Annotated in this window: 16 protein-coding genes and 1 CRISPR repeat array (1 of these 17 cut by a window edge); of the genes, 4 read left to right on the top strand and 12 right to left on the bottom strand. The window is 66.0% G+C overall.

What is annotated here, in order from left to right; genetic code table 11:
- Positions 1-435: direct repeats of the CRISPR family, unit length 36 nt; unit sequence AGCATAGCCGCTCAGAGATTGCGGTCCAGCGGCAAC; it reaches 855 nt to the left of the window's first position.
- Positions 436-558: 123 nt separating this feature from the next.
- The 10 genes from lpdA to phhA all read right to left on the bottom strand — a co-directional run bounded on the left by lpdA (position 559) and on the right by phhA (position 12,734).
- On the bottom strand, positions 559-1,953 hold the full coding sequence (lpdA, locus tag QE360_RS09220; RefSeq protein WP_309700990.1) for a dihydrolipoyl dehydrogenase: 1,395 nt from the start codon (positions 1,951-1,953) through the stop codon (positions 559-561).
- 109 nt (positions 1,954-2,062) lie between these two features.
- Positions 2,063-3,295: a 2-oxoglutarate dehydrogenase complex dihydrolipoyllysine-residue succinyltransferase gene (gene odhB / locus QE360_RS09215; protein ID WP_309700988.1), complete on the bottom strand. Its 1,233-nt coding sequence runs from the start codon at positions 3,293-3,295 to the stop codon at positions 2,063-2,065.
- Positions 3,296-3,409: 114 nt separating this feature from the next.
- The gene (locus tag QE360_RS09210; protein WP_309700986.1) at positions 3,410-6,394 is read right to left on the bottom strand and encodes a 2-oxoglutarate dehydrogenase E1 component; all 2,985 of its coding nucleotides are present in this window, start codon (positions 6,392-6,394) and stop codon (positions 3,410-3,412) included.
- Between the two features lie 130 nt (positions 6,395-6,524).
- Positions 6,525-7,409, bottom strand: a complete 885-nt coding sequence (gene sucD / locus QE360_RS09205) for a succinate--CoA ligase subunit alpha (protein WP_307100711.1) — start codon at positions 7,407-7,409, stop codon at positions 6,525-6,527.
- A gap of 53 nt (positions 7,410-7,462) precedes the next feature.
- Positions 7,463-7,759, bottom strand: coding sequence for a GIY-YIG nuclease family protein (locus QE360_RS09200; protein ID WP_309700984.1), 297 nt, complete (start codon positions 7,757-7,759; stop codon positions 7,463-7,465).
- A gap of 59 nt (positions 7,760-7,818) precedes the next feature.
- Entirely contained in the window at positions 7,819-8,781 is a 963-nt protein-coding gene (mdh, locus tag QE360_RS09195; RefSeq protein ID WP_261268936.1) for a malate dehydrogenase, read from the bottom strand.
- 127 nt (positions 8,782-8,908) lie between these two features.
- Positions 8,909-10,027 (bottom strand): cell division protein ZapE, encoded by a 1,119-nt coding sequence (zapE, locus tag QE360_RS09190; protein WP_309700982.1) that lies wholly within the window; start codon positions 10,025-10,027, stop codon positions 8,909-8,911.
- Positions 10,028-10,254: 227 nt separating this feature from the next.
- Positions 10,255-11,034 carry a succinate dehydrogenase iron-sulfur subunit gene (locus QE360_RS09185; protein ID WP_309700980.1) on the bottom strand — a complete coding sequence of 260 codons (780 nt, stop codon included), beginning with the start codon at positions 11,032-11,034 and terminating at the stop codon, positions 10,255-10,257.
- A 109-nt stretch (positions 11,035-11,143) separates the two neighbouring features.
- A complete protein-coding gene (locus tag QE360_RS09180) occupies positions 11,144-11,719 on the bottom strand; it encodes an ATP-dependent Clp protease proteolytic subunit (RefSeq protein ID WP_309700978.1) in 576 nt (191 codons plus the stop codon).
- A gap of 145 nt (positions 11,720-11,864) precedes the next feature.
- Entirely contained in the window at positions 11,865-12,734 is an 870-nt protein-coding gene (gene phhA, locus QE360_RS09175) for a phenylalanine 4-monooxygenase (protein ID WP_309700976.1), read from the bottom strand.
- Positions 12,735-12,748: 14 nt separating this feature from the next.
- Between phhA and QE360_RS09170 the strand changes: the two genes are divergently transcribed.
- Positions 12,749-13,444, top strand: coding sequence for a TIGR02117 family protein (locus QE360_RS09170; protein WP_309700974.1), 696 nt, complete (start codon positions 12,749-12,751; stop codon positions 13,442-13,444).
- Positions 13,435-14,145, top strand: coding sequence for an alpha/beta fold hydrolase (locus tag QE360_RS09165; RefSeq protein WP_309700972.1), 711 nt, complete (start codon positions 13,435-13,437; stop codon positions 14,143-14,145). The genes QE360_RS09170 and QE360_RS09165 overlap by 10 nt, the downstream gene beginning before the upstream one ends.
- Here QE360_RS09165 and QE360_RS09160 read toward each other — a convergent pair.
- Entirely contained in the window at positions 14,139-14,456 is a 318-nt protein-coding gene (locus tag QE360_RS09160; protein WP_309700970.1) for a hypothetical protein, read from the bottom strand. The genes QE360_RS09165 and QE360_RS09160 overlap by 7 nt on opposite strands.
- Positions 14,457-14,469: 13 nt before the next feature.
- Complete coding sequence (locus tag QE360_RS09155) at positions 14,470-15,468, bottom strand: glycerophosphodiester phosphodiesterase (protein WP_309700968.1); 999 nt, start codon at positions 15,466-15,468, stop codon at positions 14,470-14,472.
- A 113-nt stretch (positions 15,469-15,581) separates the two neighbouring features.
- Here QE360_RS09155 and QE360_RS09150 point away from each other — a divergent pair, with 113 nt between their 5' ends.
- The gene (locus tag QE360_RS09150; RefSeq protein ID WP_309700966.1) at positions 15,582-16,118 is read left to right on the top strand and encodes a 2Fe-2S iron-sulfur cluster-binding protein; all 537 of its coding nucleotides are present in this window, start codon (positions 15,582-15,584) and stop codon (positions 16,116-16,118) included.
- Positions 16,115-17,098: a xanthine dehydrogenase family protein subunit M gene (locus QE360_RS09145; protein WP_309700964.1), complete on the top strand. Its 984-nt coding sequence runs from the start codon at positions 16,115-16,117 to the stop codon at positions 17,096-17,098. Before QE360_RS09150 ends, QE360_RS09145 begins: the two co-directional genes overlap by 4 nt.
- Position 17,099 lies beyond the last annotated feature (1 nt).

The raw sequence follows: 17,099 nt of genomic DNA, 5'->3' as shown, positions 1-17,099 counted from the left end.
CCTAGCATAGCCGCTCAGAGATTGCGGTCCAGCGGCAACTATTGACACGCAAGGCCCGTGGATTTCCGCAGCATAGCCGCTCAGAGATTGCGGTCCAGCGGCAACAAGAGCGTGCGAAGCCAGATCATCGGGGTTCAGCATAGCCGCTCAGAGATTGCGGTCCAGCGGCAACGGTGGATGGTGACGATCTGACCGTCGAGTTAGCATAGCCGCTCAGAGATTGCGGTCCAGCGGCAACCCGCCCATGCGCATCGTCGTTCCGGCCTGAGCATAGCCGCTCAGAGATTGCGGTCCAGCGGCAACTGAAGGCCGTCGCGCGGACCGCTGCGATCAAGCATAGCCGCTCAGAGATTGCGGTCCAGCGACAACCCAAAGGCGCGCAGCCGGTCGATCAGCGCGAGCATAGCCGCTCAAAGATTGCGGTCCAGAGGCAACCTCCCCGCATAAGAGCCCGACGGGATGCGCCGCCGTAACCGTCGCCCCCGACCCACGAAACAAGAAAGGGGCGGGCATCCTGCGATGCCCGCCCCCTTTTGCGGATAGCCCGGCCGTGACGGGTCAGATATGGATCGGCTTGCCCTGCACCGCCATGGCGGCCTCCTTGAGCGCCTCGGCATGGGTGGGGTGTGCGTGGCAGGTATAGGCGATGTCCTCGGACGTCGCGCCGAACTCCATCGCCTGCGCGGCCTGCGCGATCATCGTGCCGGCGAGCGACGAAATGATCCACACGCCCAGCACGCGGTCGGTCTTGGCATCGGCGATGACCTTCACGAAGCCGTCGGTGTCGCGGTTGGTCTTGGCGCGGCTGTTCGCCATGAAGGGGAACTTACCGACCTTGACCTCGCCGCGCTCCTTGGCGGCTTCTTCCGACAGGCCGACACCGGCGATTTCGGGCATGGTGTAGACGACGCTGGGAATAACGTCGTGGTTCACGATGCCGGTCTGGCCCGCGATATTCTCGGCCACCGCGACGCCTTCGTCCTCGGCCTTGTGGGCGAGCATCAGGCCCGGCGCGACGTCGCCGATCGCCCAGATGCCATCGACATTGGTCGCGAAGTCATGGTCGATCTCGACCTGGCCACGGCCGTTCAGCTTTACGCCAGCGGCCTCCAGGTTCAGCCCGTCGGTATTGGGCTTGCGGCCGATCGCGACCAGCACGGCGTCAGCCGACAGCGTTTCCGCCGCACCGCCCGCCGCCGGTTCGACCGACACGGTCGCGCGGTCGCCCTCGACGGTGACGCCGGTCACCTTGGTCGAGGTCTTCAGCTCCATGCCCTGCTTCTTGAACAGCTTGGCCGATTCCTTGCGGACCTCGCCGTCGAAGCCCGGAAGGATCTGGTCGAGATATTCGACGACCGTGACCTTGGCCCCCAGACGGCGCCAGACCGAGCCCAGCTCCAGCCCGATCACGCCGCCGCCGATGACGACCAGATGCTCCGGCACCTTCGGCAGCGCCAGCGCGCCGGTCGAGTCGACCACAACCTTCTGGTCGATTGCGACGCCCGGCAGCGGGGTCACGACCGAGCCGGTCGCGATCACGATGTCGCGTGCGGTGACGGTCTGGTCGCCGACCTTGACCGTGCTCGAATCCTGGAACGCGGCCTTGCCCTTCAGCCAGGTGACCTTGTTCTTCTTGAACAGATATTCGATGCCGCCGGTCAGCTCGCCGACCGCCTTGGCCTTTTCGGCATGCATCTGGTCGAGGTTGAGCTTCGCGCCCTCGATCTCGACGCCGAACTTGGCGAGCGCACCGTGGCTCGCTTCCTCGAACAGCTCGGAGGCGTGGAGCAGCGCCTTGGACGGGATGCAGCCGACATTGAGGCAGGTACCGCCCAGCGTCTCGCGCGCCTCGGCGCATGCGGTCTTCAGGCCCAGCTGCGCCGCGCGGATCGCCGCGACATAGCCGCCGGGGCCAGCGCCGATCACCAGGACGTCATAGTCATACTCAGCCATTTGTCTCTCCCGTTCCCCGGCGTTCGGGGTCCAGCCTGCGGGCGCACCCGCCTTACATAGCAAGGACGGACCCTCGCCGTGGCGAGGGTCCGTATAGATCACAAAGCGATCAGAGGTCGATCAGGATGCGGGTCGGATCCTGGATCGCGTTCTTCAGCGCGACGAGGAAGGTCACCGCCTCGCGGCCGTCGATGATCCGGTGGTCATAGGACAGCGCCAGATACATCATCGGGCGGATGACGATCTGGCCGTCGACGACGACCGGACGCTCCTCGATGCGGTGGAGGCCCAGCACCGCCGACTGGGGCGGGTTGATGATCGGGGTCGACATCAGCGAGCCGAACACGCCGCCGTTCGAGATGGTGAAGGTGCCGCCCTTCATCTCTTCCATCTTCAGCGTACCGTCCTTGGCGCGCTTGCCGAAGTCGCCGATCGTCTTTTCGATGCCCGCGACCGTCAGGTCCTGCGCATCGCGGATGACCGGCACGACCAGGCCGTTCGGGGCCGAGACGGCGACCGAGATGTCGGCATAATCGTGATAAACGATCTCATCGCCCTCGATTGAGGCGTTGACCGAAGGAATGTCCTTCAGCGCCATGGTCGCGGCCTTCACGAAGAAGCCCATGAAGCCCAGCCGGACGCCATGCTTCTTCTCGAACAGGTCCTTATACTTGGCGCGCGCCTCGATCACCGCGGTCATGTCGACGTCGTTGAACGTCGTCAGCATCGCGGCGGTGTTCTGCGCTTCCTTCAGGCGCTTGGCGATCGTCTGGCGCAGGCGCGTCATCTTCACGCGCTCTTCCTTGCGCGCCGAACCGGCGGGGGCAGCGGCCGGAGCAGCGGCGGCCGGAGCCGGTGCGATCGACTTGTTGGCAGCGGCGGCGGCGACGTCTTCCTTGGTGATGCGGCCGTCCTTGCCGGTGCCCTTGATCGTCGCGGGGTCGAGGCCATGCTCGAGCACTGCACGGCGCACCGACGGCGAGAGGGCGGCGGGCGAGTCGCTCGACTCGTCAGCGGCCGAAGCCGCCGCAGGGGCCGGAGCGGCCGCCGCCGGGGTCGCGGTCACGGCGGGGGTCGCCGCTTCGGTCTTGGCCGGGGCCGAGCCACCGGCATCGACGGCTGCCAGCAGCGCGCCGACCTGCACCGTGTCGCCGACCTTGACGGCATGCTGGCCCATGACACCCGCCACCGGCGAGGGCACTTCGACCGACACCTTGTCGGTCTCCAGGCTCGCGATCGGCTCGTCGACCGCCACCGCGTCACCCGGCTGCTTCAGCCATTCGCCCAGCGTCGCCTCGGAGATCGATTCGCCCAGCACCGGCACCAGAACTTCAGTCGCCATTCCCATTTCCTCCGCCCGGTCCATCGACCGGGGCTCTTACGCGGGCGGGCAAAACGCCCGCGCCAGATTTCGTCCCTCCCCGGCCCCTGAAGGACCGGGGAACTCGGTTAAGTGTCAGTCCGCCGCCGCCGTGGTCGGCTTGGCGGTGGTGTTGCTGCCCTCGGCGCGCGTCCGGCGGATTTCCTCGCGGACATTGTGGCCCAGCGCATCGGCGACCAGCGCGCCCTGCTCGGCGGTGTGGCGCTTCATCAGGCCGGTGGCGGGCGATGCCGCCGCCGCACGACCCGCATAACGCGCCCGCTTCACCGACGCCCCGGCCTCGGCCAGCGCTTCCTCGATCAGCGGCTCGACGAAGAACCAGTAACCATTGTTCTTCGGCTCTTCCTGCGCCCAGACCACGTCCTGCAGGTTCGGCATCCGCGCGATCCGCTTGGCGAGCGCGTCGCTCGGGAACGGATAGAGCTGCTCGACGCGCACGATCTGGGTCGTGGTGTCGCCCGCCGCGTCGCGTGCCTCGATCAGGTCATAGGCGACCTTGCCGGTGCACAGGACCAGACGCGTCGTCGCCTCGTCGGCGGCACCGTTGGTGTCCGACAGCAGGCGGCGGAAGTGGCTCTCACCCTGGAAGTCCTCGGCCTTCGACACCGCCAGCTTGTGACGCAGCAGCGACTTCGGCGTGAAGACGATCAGCGGCTTGCGGAAGTTACGGTGCATCTGGCGGCGCAACAGGTGGAAATAGTTGGCCGGGGTGGTGCAGTTCGCAACCTGGATATTGTCGTTGGCGCAGGACTGGAGGAAGCGCTCGGGACGCGCCGACGAGTGCTCCGGCCCCTGCCCTTCATAACCATGCGGCAGCAGCATCACGAGGCCGTTGGCACGCAGCCACTTGGATTCGCCCGACGTGATGAACTGGTCGATCATGATCTGCGCGCCGTTGACGAAGTCGCCGAACTGCGCCTCCCACAGCACCAAAGTCTTCGGATCGGCGAGCGCATAGCCGTACTCGAAGCCCAGCACGCCATATTCGGACAGCGGGCTGTCCAGCACCTCGAAGCTGCCATGCTCGACGGTCTTCAGCGGCACGTACTTGTGCTCGTCGGTCTGGTCGACCCAGACGGCGTGACGCTGCGAGAAGGTGCCGCGCCCCGAATCCTGGCCAGACAGGCGAACGCCGTAACCTTCCGACAGCAGCGAACCGAAGGCCAGAGCCTCGCCGGTCGCCCAGTCGAAATTCTCACCCGTCGCGAACATCTGGCGCTTGGCATCAAGCACGCGGTTCAGCGTCTTGTGGACCTGCAAGCCTTCCGGGATCGTGGTCAGCGTGCGGCCGATCGCGTCGAACAGCTTCTTGTCGAGGCCGGTCTCCACGTTGCGGCGGCCCTGGTCGGTTTCCTTGGGGGCCGACAGGCCCGACCAGCGACCGGCGAACCAGTCGGCCTTGTTGGGCTTGTAGCTCTGGCCCGCTTCGAACTCGCCTTCGCAGCGCGTGGTGTACTGCTTGATATTCTCGTCGACCCAGGCCTGATCGACCACGCCCTCGGACACGAGACGCTTCGAGTAGATCTCGCTGACACCGGGGTGCGAGCGGATCTTGTTGTACATCAGCGGCTGGGTGAAGCCCGGCTCGTCGCCCTCGTTATGACCGAAGCGGCGATAGCACCACATGTCGATCACGATGTCGCGGTGGAACTTCTGGCGGAACTCGATCGCCATCTTGGTGGCGAAGGTCACCGCCTCGGGATCGTCGCCATTGACGTGGAAGACCGGCGCCTGAACGCCCTTGGCCACATCCGACGGATAGGGCGAGGAGCGCGCGAATTGCGGGCTGGTGGTGAAGCCCACCTGGTTGTTGATGATGAAGTGGACGCAGCCGCCCGTATTGTAGCCGCGAATCCCTGAGAAGCCGAGGCACTCCCACACGATGCCCTGGCCCGCGAACGCCGCGTCGCCATGGATCAGCACCGGCACCGAGGCGGCGTGATCGGTCAGGTCGCCCGCGATGGTCTGGATCGCGCGGGTCTTGCCCAGCACGACCGGGTTCACCGCCTCAAGGTGCGAGGGGTTGGCGACCAGCGACATATGGACCTTGTGGCCGTCGAACTCGCGGTCGGTCGAGGTGCCGAGGTGATACTTCACGTCGCCCGAACCACCGATGTCATCGGGGTTGGCCGAGCCACCGGCGAATTCGTGGAAGATCACGCGCAGCGGCTTGGCCATGACGTTGGCCAGCACGTTCAGACGGCCGCGATGCGCCATGCCGAACACGATCTCGCGCACGCCCATCTGGCCGCCGTACTTGATGACCGATTCCAGCGCGGGGATCATCGACTCGCCGCCGTCCAGGCCGAAGCGCTTGGTGCCGACATACTTCTTGCCGAGGAACTTTTCCCACTGCTCGGCCTCGATGACCTTGTTCAGGATCGCCTTCTTGCCATCGACGGTGAAGTCGATCGCCTTGTCCTGGCCTTCCATCCGGTCCTGGAGGAAGCGGCGCTCCTCCACGTCCGCGATGTGCATATATTCCAGGCCGATATTGCCGCAGTAATTCTTGCGCAGCGTGTCGACCAGCTCGCGAACGGTCGCCCATTCGAAGCCCATCGTGCCGCCCAGATAGACCTTGCGGTCGAGGTCGGCGTCGGTGAAGCCGTGATATTCGGTCTTCAGGTCCTCGGGAAGCTCACGCAGGCCCGACAGGCCGAGCGGGTCGAGATTGGCAGCAAGATGGCCGCGCACCCGGTAGGTGCGGATCAGCATCTGCGCGCGGATCGCGTCGCCCGCCGCCTTGACGATGTCGGCGGTCGAGGGCGCGGCGGCTGCCGGAGCGGGCTTGCCGCCCCCCTTGCCATCACGGCCGGGCTTGGGCGCGGGCTCCATCTGCGTCGGGTCGAGGCCCGCCGTCAGATCGTCGGTCGAGGTCAGCGGCCAGCGCTTGTTCTGCCAGCTGGGGGCGCCCACGCCCTGCTCCAGACCGTCGAAAAAGGTCCGCCAGCCCGCATCGACCGACGACGAGTCGGCCTGATACTTGGCATAGAGCGTTTCGATGAAGGCAGGGCTGACGCCCGCCGCGATTTCGCTGAATTCCTGGCCTTCGTAGCCCATGAGACGCTTCCTCGACCGCCCGTCTTCTTCATGATCGCCACCCCGGCACATCCGCCTGGGGTCCGCAGCCGCGAGCGGCCCGCCTGCCGCCACGGACCCCGGCGGGTGTGCCGGGGTGACGCGATACACCTTACTTGTTCAGCACCGACAACAGGGTCGAGCCGAGTTCCGACGGCGAAGCCGCGACCTTGATCCCGGCCGCTTCCATCGCCGCGATCTTGTCCTCGGCGCCGCCCTGGCCGCCCGACACGATCGCACCGGCATGGCCCATGCGACGGCCCGGAGGCGCGGTGCGGCCCGCGATGAAGCCGGCCATTGGCTTCGAACGGCCGCGCTTGGCTTCGTCACGCAGGAACTGCGCGGCTTCTTCTTCCGCCGAGCCGCCGATCTCGCCGATCATGATGATCGACTTCGTTTCGTCATCGGCCAGGAACAGCTCGAGCACGTCGATGAAGTTGGTGCCGTTGACGGGGTCGCCGCCGATGCCGACCGCGGTCGTCTGGCCGAGACCAGCGTTCGAGGTCTGGAACACCGCCTCATAAGTCAGGGTTCCCGAACGCGACACGACGCCGACCGAGCCCTTCTTGAAGATCGAACCCGGCATGATGCCGATCTTGCACTCGCCCGGCGTCAGCACGCCCGGGCAGTTCGGACCGATCAGGCGCGACTTCGAACCCGAAAGGGCGCGCTTCACCTTGACCATGTCGAGGACCGGAATGCCCTCGGTGATCGCGACGATCAGCGGAATCTCGGCGTCGATCGCTTCCAGGATCGAGTCGGCCGCGAAGGGCGGCGGCACGTAGATGACCGACGCATCGGCGCCCGTCTTCGACTTGGCTTCGGCGACGGTGTTGAAGACCGGCAGGCCGATATGCTCGGTGCCGCCCTTGCCCGGCGTCACGCCGCCGACCATCTGCGTGCCGTACGCCAGCGCCTGCTGGGTGTGGAACGTGCCGGTTTCACCCGTCATGCCCTGGGTGATGACCTTGGTGTTCTTGTTGACGAGGATGCTCATCTGCTAATCGCCCTTCCACCCCGGCGTACGCCGGGGTCCAGTTGGGAAGACGGTCATGGAAGCGCGATCCGATCGTAAAGGTCATCCCAGTCGGGATTGAGCCCTTCGATCTCCTGCAACTTCCAGCCCCGTCTCCATTCTTTCATCTGCAGCTCGCGCTGCCGTGCAAATTCCAGGCTCTCATGCACCTCGTACCAGACGAGCAGATGACAGCCATAACGTTTCGCGAACCCCTCGACGACGCCGTTGCGATGCTCCCACGCACGTTTCGGCAGATTGATCGTCGACCCCAGATAGAGCGTTCCGTTCCGGCGGTTGGCCATGATGTAAACATAGGCCGGACCGTCCATGGTCGGGGACACTCCCAACTGGACCCCGGCTTTCGCCGGGGTGGGTGCTCACTCCTTAATTACGCCAGGCTCTCGTCGATGCCCTTGCAGGCGACGAGCAGTTCCTTGACCGCGTCGACCGAGACCTGAAGGTTCGCCTTCGCCTCATCCGACAGCTTGACCTCGACGACCTTCTCGACGCCGCCGGCGCCGATCACGACAGGCACGCCGACGTACAGATTGTCGATGCCATATTCACCCGACAGGTGGGCAGCGGCGGGCAGAATGCGCTTCTGGTCGTACAGATACGCCTCGGCCATCGCGATGCCGCTGGTGGCGGGCGCATAATAGGCCGAGCCGGTCTTGAGCAGCGCGACGATCTCGCCGCCGCCGCCACGCGTGCGCTTGACGATCTCTTCGACCTTCTCCTTGGTCGAGAAGCCCATCTCGATCAGGTCGCTGACCGGGATGCCGCTGACGGTCGAATATTCCAGGACCGGGACCATGGTGTCGCCGTGACCGCCGAGCACGAAGGTGTTCACGTCCTTCACCGACACGCCGAACTCTTCGGCGAGGAAGTGGCTGAAGCGCGCCGAGTCGAGCACGCCGGCCATGCCGACGACCTTGTTCGCCGGGAGCCCCGAGAATTCGCGCAGCGCCCAGACCATCGCGTCGAGCGGGTTGGTGATGCAGATGACGAACGCGTCGGGGGCATTGTCGCGGATGCCCTCGCCGACCGCCTTCATCACCTTCAGGTTGATGCCGAGCAGGTCGTCGCGGCTCATGCCGGGCTTGCGCGCGACACCGGCGGTGACGATGATGACATCGGCGCCCGCAATGTCGGCGTAATCGTTGGAACCCTTGATATTCGCGTCGAAGCCTTCGACCGGGCCGCACTGCGACAGGTCGAGCGCCTTGCCCTGGGGCACGCCCTCGACGACGTCGAACAGGACGATATCGCCCAGCCCCTTGAGCGCGGCGAGGTGCGCCAACGTGCCGCCGATGTTGCCGGCGCCGATCAGCGCGATCTTCTTGCGAGCCATTCCAATCCTACTCCGTAGTGGACGTGCGTGATTGGTCACGCGGCCTACGCCTATCTGGGCGTCGGGGCAACCGTTATTCCACAGAGTTTAAGATTTTAAACGATAATAGTTCGCAAGTGCATTAAGGTCAAATCAAGGGCTCGCCCGACCCATGACCCTGCGCCAGATAGTCCTCGGAGCGCATCTCTTCGAGGCGGCTGATCGTCCGTTCGAACTCGAATCGACCATCCCCGGTTTCATAGAGTTCGGCGGGCTGCGCATCGGCTGCGGCGAGCAGCTTGACCTTGTGTTCGTAGAGCGCGTCGATCAGCTGGACGAAGCGCGCCGCCTCGTTGCGATTCTCCGGCCCCAGCTTGGGGATGCCGACCAGGATGACGGTGTGGAAGCGCCGCGCGACCGCCAGATAGTCCGCCGCCCCCCGCGCCTCGCCGCACAGCCGCTTGAACGAGAAGACCGCGACGCCCTTCAGCGCCTTGGGGACATGCAGCACCCGGCCGCCGACCTTCAGATCCTCTGAGGGCACATGCGCGGCATCCTCGACCGGATAGTCGGTCAGGCGAAAGAAGGTCGCCGACAGCGTCAGCGTGGCCTTGGGCCCATTGGGCACCAGCCAGGTGTCGAGCCGCCCCAGCCGGTCGCGCCGGTAATCGGTCGGCCCGTTGAGCGCCAGCACGTCCAGCCGTGCCTCGATCAGCGCGATGAAGGGGAGGAAATGCTCGCGGTTGAGACCGTTCTTGTACAGGTCCCTGGGCGGACGGTTGGAAGTGGTGACGATCGTCACCCCCGCCTCGATCAGCGCGGTGAACAGCCGCGAGAGGATCATCGCGTCGGGGCTGTTGGTCACCATCATCTCGTCGAACGCCAACAGCCGGACTTCCTCGGCCAGCGCGGCGGCGACGGGGGCGATCGGCTCGCCCGCCTGCTTGGCCCGCTCGGTGGCGATGCGGGCATGGACCTCCAGCATGAACTCGGCGAAATGGACCCGGCGCTTGGCCTCGACCGCGACATGGTCGAAGAACAGGTCCATCAGCATCGACTTGCCGCGCCCGACATCACCCCAGAGATAGACGCCCTTGGGCGCGGGCGCGCCCTTGCCGGTCAGGCGTGCGAAGAAGCCGGTCTTGCGCGGCGTTTCCAATTCGGTCGCCAGTTGCTGGAGCCGGGCGGCGGCGGCGGCCTGTTCGGGATCGGGGCGAAGCTCTCCGGCTTCGATCAGGCGGCGATAGGCATTGAGGATGTCGGGCATGTTGGGGGGCGGTGTCTGCCCTGGCCTCTTTCCCGTCAACCCCATTCCTCCCCTGGAAGGGGAGGTGGCAGCCCGCAGGGCTGACGGAGGGGTGTCACCGCCCGATCAGGGATACCGCCCCTCCACCATCGCTTGCGCGATGGTCCCCCTCCCCAAGCGAGCTTGGGGAGGAATAGAAAAAGGGGGCCGTTTCCGACCCCCTTTCCGTTTCCGTCGAACCAACCGGATCAGATGATCCGCTCGGCCTCCATCTTCTTGATTTCCGCGATCGCCTTGGCCGGGTTCAGGCCCTTGGGGCAGACATTCGCGCAGTTCATGATCGTGTGGCAGCGATAGAGGCGGAAGGGATCCTCCAGCTCGTCCAGACGCTCGCCGGTCATCTCGTCGCGGCTGTCGGCCAGCCAGCGATAGGCCTGGAGCAGGATCGCCGGGCCAAGAAACTTGTCGCTGTTCCACCAATAGCTGGGGCACGAGGTCGAGCAGCAGGCGCACAGGATGCACTCGTACAGGCCGTCGAGCTTCGCACGGTCGTCGGGCGACTGGAGCCGCTCCTTGCCCGAGGGCGCGGGCGACACGGTCTGGAGCCACGGCTTGATCGAGGCGTACTGTGCGTAGAAGTGCGTGAAGTCGGGGACCAGGTCCTTGATCACGTCCATATGCGGCAGCGGGGTGATCTGGACGGTGCCCTTCACATCCTCGATCGCGGTGGTGCAGGCCAGGCCGTTGCGGCCGTCGATGTTCATCGCGCACGATCCGCAAATGCCCTCGCGGCACGACCGGCGGAAGGTCAGCGAGCTGTCCTGCTCGGCCTTCATCTTGATCAGCGCGTCGAGCACCATCGGGCCGCATTCGTCCAGATCGATCTCGAACGTGTCGTAACGCGGATTCTGGCCCGAGTCGGGATCGTAGCGATAGACCTTGAACTTTTTCAGACGGCCGCCGGTGGTCGCCTTATGCGTTTCGCCCTTCTTGATGACGCTGTTCTTCGGCAGGGCAAATTCGGCCATGGTCACAAACCCGCTGGATGGGCCGACAGGCATGTCGGCAAAGGATCGCTCCCGCCGATACATGACAGGGGCGCATGTCGCAAATGTCTTGACCGATTTAGGCGCTGCCTCAGATCACATCAAGGACGAGGCCCAGCTCGCGCGCCTCCTCGGCATCGATATACCAGTTGCTGCGCGCCTTTTCCTGAAGCGTCTCGAAGGTCACCTTCGATCCGTTGACGATGGCGCGGAAGCCCTCCTCCTGGATCAGCACCGACTGCTCGATCTCGTGCAGCTTGGCCTTCAGCACCACGGGCAGGTTGGTGAGCGGGCCGGACAGGTCGATGCTGCCGCTCATCTGCCGCTCGTGCAGCATCAGGCGGGTGCCGCGCGTCAGGAAGCGATATTCGACCGGAAAGGCCGACATGAAGGTCGCCCCCGCCGAGTAGACCGCGACCTTGCCCAGGAACAGCGTGTCGCGCCCCGTATGGTCGCGCAGCAGCCGGATCGAGTCGCCCATCGCCCGCGCCATCTCCGGATCGCCGCCCAGCGTGGTGATCGACACGACCAGCGGACCGTCCGCCGGTGCGGCGGCGAGCTGGTCCTTGAACCCGGCATACATCACCTCGTCCACCGTGCCGTAAAGCTGGATGTGCGGGCGGGCGAGCAGCGGATAGTTCACCGCATTGTTGGGCTGGTCGTGCATGATGCAGCGAACCGGGGGCGGAGGCGAAGGTTCCGATGGGTGGTTTGCGCGTGGCCTTCGACTTCGCTCAGGCTGAACGGACTTTGGTATCCAGCCCTTCCCCACCGCCGTTCAGGCTGAGCGAAGTCGAAGCCCAAGCGACACCCTATCCCCGCCTCCCCCTCGCATAATCCTGCGTCCCGTGGGTCATAACCGCATCACCGTCCACGATCTCCGCCACCGGAATATCCGGCAACGCCTTGATCTGCGCGTAAAGCGGCGCGAAATCCGTCTCGAGCGTGGTGCGAAGCAATTCCTCGAACGACGGGATCACAAAATAATTCTGCTGGAAATCGTCGATCCGATATTCGGTGCGCATCACGCGGGCGAGGTCGAAGCCGATCCGGTTGGGACTTGGGTCCTCCAGCGCGAAGCGGCTTTCCGAATAGCTCGACACGATGCCTGCGCCATAGATACGCAGGTCGCCATCTTCGCGCACCAGCCCGAACTCGACCGTGTACCAATAGAGCCGCCCGAGATATTTCAGCGCATCCATCCCCAGCGCGCGCTGCCCGCCGCGCCCATAGGCGGCGAGATAATCGGCGAAGACCGGGTCGGCGAGCATCGGCACATGGCCGAACACGTCGTGAAAGACGTCGGGCTCCTGAAGATAGTCGAGCTGGTCGGGCCGCCGGATGAAGTTGCCCGCGACGAAGCGGCGATTGGCCATATGGTCGAAGAACACCGCGTCGGGCACCAGCCCCGGCACCGCCACCACCTGCCACCCGGTCAGCGCCATCAGGCGTTCGGACAATTCCTCGAAATCGGGGATGCCCGGCCGCGACAGCTTGAGGACGTCGAGGCCGCGCAGATACGCCTCCGACGCGCGGCCCGGCAGCAATCTGGACTGGCGCGCGAACAGCGTGTCCCAGGTCGCATGCTCCTCGGCCGTATAATGCGCCCAGCCCTGGGGGATGGTCCAGTCGGCACCGGCCCCTTCGGGCGGAGCGGCGAGAACATGGGTATCCTGTGCCATTCGTGGAGCCTATCATGATGATGGTGACAAATGAAACCATATCGTGGCGACGGCTCGGCCGGGTGGCAAGGGGGATGGCGGCCGCCATCGGCCTGATCCTGCTGGGCTATTTCGCGTTGGGACTGGCGCTGGGGGCGGTTCCGCGTCGCACCATCGCCCTGCCCGCCCCCGGCCCCGATGCGGTCACCATCTTCGTCGAGTCGAGCGCGGTCCATACCGCCATCATCCTGCCCAAACAGGCGGCGGGGGTGGACTGGCGCGACCGGGCGCGGGCCGAGGACTTGCGCGATCCGCGCTATGCGGGCTTTCCCTATCTCGCCATCGGCTGGGGCGAGGCCGGCTTTTTCCGCGAGACGCCGCACTGGCGCGACGTCAGGCCGGGGACGATCCTCCATGCCGCGCTGGGCAGCGACCGGACGCTGATCCATGTCGACCACCTGCCGCTTCCGCGCGCGAATGGCGACGATGTGCGGATGATCCGCCTGTCGCCCGAGGCGTATCGCCACATGGTCGCGTTCATCCAGCGAAGCTGGCGGAGCGATGGCGCCCATTATCCCGGCTATGACGTGTACGATGCCTTTTACGAAGCGAGGGGGCGGTACAGCGCCGCCCACACCTGCAACAGCTGGACCGGCGACGCGCTGGCGGCGGCGGGGGTGCGGATGGGGTGGTGGACGCCCTTCCCTTGGGCGGTGATGGCATGGCTGTGATCCCGCCGCCGTCCAAGGCGCTGTGGGCGGCCGAGCTTCCGCGTGCGCTGTGGATGGGCGCGACCTGGTGGCGGCATCGCGCCGAACTGGCCGCCGCGCCGCGGGGCGACGGGCGCGCGGTGATGGTGCTGCCCGGCCTGTTCAACAGCGACCGGTCGAACATCGTCCTGCGCCGCTATCTGGCCGCCAGCGGCTACCGCGTTCATGGCTGGGGACTGGGACGCAATCTAGGGGTGCGCAGCGTCGGACCGGACGCCGAGCATCTGATCGCACGGATCGAGTCGGTCGCCGATCGCGGGCCGGTGACGCTGATCGGCATCAGCCTGGGCGGGATCATGGCGCGGATGGTGGCGCAGGCGCGCCCCGATCTGGTCGCGGGCGTCGTCACCATTTCCTCGCCCTATGCGGGACCGGCCCGCGCGACCAATGTCTGGCGCGCCTTCGAGACGCTGACCGGCGAGCGGGTGGACGATCCGGCCGTCATCGCGCGCTCGGCGGCGATCGCCGGGCCGCTGCCCTGCCCCTCCGCCGCGATCTGGAGCCGGAGCGACGGGCTGGTCGCCGGGATCATCTGCCGCGACGACACGACCCCGGCGGTCGAGGTCCGCTCCAGCCATTTATGGGTGCAGCATCGGCCACAGGTGCTGGCGGCGGTGGCGACCATCCTGGCGGGATGGCCGCCGCCCGTCAGCGGTCAGTAACCGGCGCGATAGCCTTCATAACCCTGCTGACCCTGCTGACCCTGCTGACCCTGCTGACCCTGCTGGCACTGCTCGGGGTGCTTGCGGCACTGCTTCTCGTAATCGCGACGCTCGCGTCCTTCGCGCGCTTCCTGCTTGCGCATCTTGCGACCGTAATTGCGGTCCGCCTCGTCCTGGCTGGTCGTCGTCCAGTCGACCACCTGCCCCGCCGCCTGGAACGGGGCCTTCACCACGCTGGCGACGGTCTTGACGCAGCCCCCTAGGCTGAGCGGCAGGGTCAGGACGGCGATTTTCAGGACGAGATTACGCATGGTCACGGGTCTTTCAGCGGGCGCGCACGACGGCGTTGCGCGTTTCTACCCCGATTTGCGGGAAATCGGTGAAGAATCCGTCGATGCCCTGGCCCAGCGCGGCGCGAATCTCGCCCGCGACATCGCCATGCGCCTTGGGATCGGTGCCTTTGCGGAAAGCGGGGCGAACAAACTGGTTCTCCGCGCGGTAGGTCCAGGGATGCACCCGCAGCCCCGCCGCATGCGCGTCGGCCACCAGCGTCGTCGCCGCATCGCCCTTCCACAGCATCGCCTTGTCCGGGCCGATCCCCCAGGCATAGGTCGCGACCTGGCGGAGCCCTTCGGGCGTCATCATCGCGGCATAGCTGGGCGCGGCGCCATCCGCCGGACCGCCCTCGCCCGCGACCAGCTGGATCAGGCGGATTCCGGTCATCGTCTTGAGATGCTGGAGGTTCTTCACCTCGAACGACTGGATGAAGACGGGCGCATCGGCGGTCTTCCACCCCGCCTTGTCGAGCGTGGCGACCAAAGGCGCGTCGGTGCCCTTGCCGATCGAGGCGAAATAGGTCGGATGCTTGGTTTCGGGATAGATGGCGATGGTCCGCCCCAACTCCTTCGACCGCTGCTTGGCGAGCGCGATGATCTCTTCCAGCGTCGGGATCTGATACCGGCCGTCATAGGCGGTCGAGCGCAGTTGCGGCAGGCGTTCGCGGGCGCGCAAGCTCTTCAGCTCGGCCAGCGTGAAATCCTCGGTGAACCAGCCGGTCTCGCGCTGTCCGTCGATCGTCTTCGTCGTCTTGCGATCGGCGAACTCCGGGTGGGCGGCGACATCGGTCGTGCCCGAAATCTCATTCTCGTGCCGGGCGACGAGGTGGCCGTCCTTCGTCGGCACCAGATCGGGCTCGATCACGTCCGCCCCCTCGCGGATCGCCAGATCATAGGCGGCCAGCGTATGCTCGGGCCGCTCCCCGCTTGCGCCCCGATGCGCGATGACGATCGGCGGGGACAGCGGCTTGGACAGGTCGGCGGACATGGCCTCACCCTGCCCCATGACCAAAGCTACGGCAATGAGAGTGGTTCGCAACGGGAAACGCAGGGAAATCATGGCGTTTGTTCATCCAACTGTAATCCCAAGGGGATGGCGCGATGCATTTCACAATCAATGGTCAATCGCATGACATCGAGGTCGATGTTCGCACCTCGCTGCTCGATCTGTGTCGCGAACATCTGGGGCTGACGGGTTCCAAGAAGGGCTGTGACCATGGCCAGTGCGGCGCGTGCACCATGCTGGTGAACGGACGCCGCGTAAACAGCTGCCTGACGCTGGCGGTGATGCATCAGGATGACGAGATCACCACGATCGAGGGTCTGGGCCAGCCCGGCAATCTCCACCCGTTGCAGGATGCGTTCGTGCGGCATGACGGGTTCCAGTGCGGCTATTGCACGCCAGGCCAGATTTGCTCGGCGGTCGGCATGCTCGACGAGGTGAAGAAGGGCTGGCCGAGCCATGTCACCGAGGACCTGGGCGCGGCCGAGCTGACGGTCGAGGAAATCTCCGAGCGGATGAGCGGCAATCTGTGCCGCTGCGCCGCCTATCCCAATATCGTCGACGCGATCCGCGAGGTGGCGGGGCTGGGCGACCGCAACCCCAATGAGGATGTCGGCCGGGAGGTCGCGGCATGAAGCTGTTCGACTATGCTCGTGCCGACTCGATCGGCACCGCCACCCGCGACGGCGCGGTGCCGGGCGCGCGCTTCATCGCGGGCGGCACCAATTTGCTCGACCTGATGAAATTGCAGGTCGAGACGCCCGACACGCTGGTCGACATCAGCCGCCTGGACCTGGGCGAGATCGAGGCGCGCGAGGATGGCGGCCTGACCATCGGCGCGCTGGTGCCCAATAGCGACCTGGCCGCCGACGCCCGCATGATCGAACGCTATCCGGTCCTGTCGCGCGCGCTGCTGGCGGGTGCGTCGGGTCAGTTGCGCAACAAGGCATCGACCGGGGGCAATCTGCTCCAGCGGACGCGCTGCTATTATTTCTACGACCCCGCCACCCCGTGCAACAAGCGCGATCCGGGCAGCGGCTGTTCGGCGATCGGCAGCGAGAACCGCATCCTCGCCATCCTCGGCACCTCGGACCAGTGCATCGCGACGCATCCCAGCGACATGGCGGTCGCGATGCGCGCGCTGGAGGCGGTCATCATCACCCAGAAACCAGACGGCGACCGCCGCCGGATCGCGATCGGCGAATTCTATCGCCTGCCGGGCAGCACGCCCGAGATCGAGACCGTGCTGGAGCCGGGCGAACTCATCACCCATGTCGAACTGCCCCCCGCCCCTGCGGGCCGCCAGACCTATCGCAAGGTGCGCGACCGCGCCTCCTATGCCTTTGCGCTGGTGTCGATCGCCGGGATCCTCGCGGTCGAGAATGGCAGGATCGCCTCGGCCCGGCTCGCCTTTGGTGGTCTTGGCCCGATGCCCTGGCGCAACGCGGCGGTGGAGGCCGCGCTGGTCGGACAGGAGCCCACCGACGCCGCCTTCCACGCCGCCGCCGATGCGCTGCTGGCCGACGCCAAGGGCTATGGCTCGAACGATTTCAAGATTCCGCTGACGCGCCGCACTTTGGTCGCGACGCTCCGTGAACTGACTCAGGAGGGCTGAT

The organism is Sphingomonas sp. SORGH_AS_0789 (genome assembly GCF_031453055.1).
Classification (GTDB): Bacteria; Pseudomonadota; Alphaproteobacteria; order Sphingomonadales; family Sphingomonadaceae; genus Sphingomonas.
Note: the sequence above shows the minus strand (reverse complement) of the source record. Positions and strands in the feature narration are given on the sequence as shown.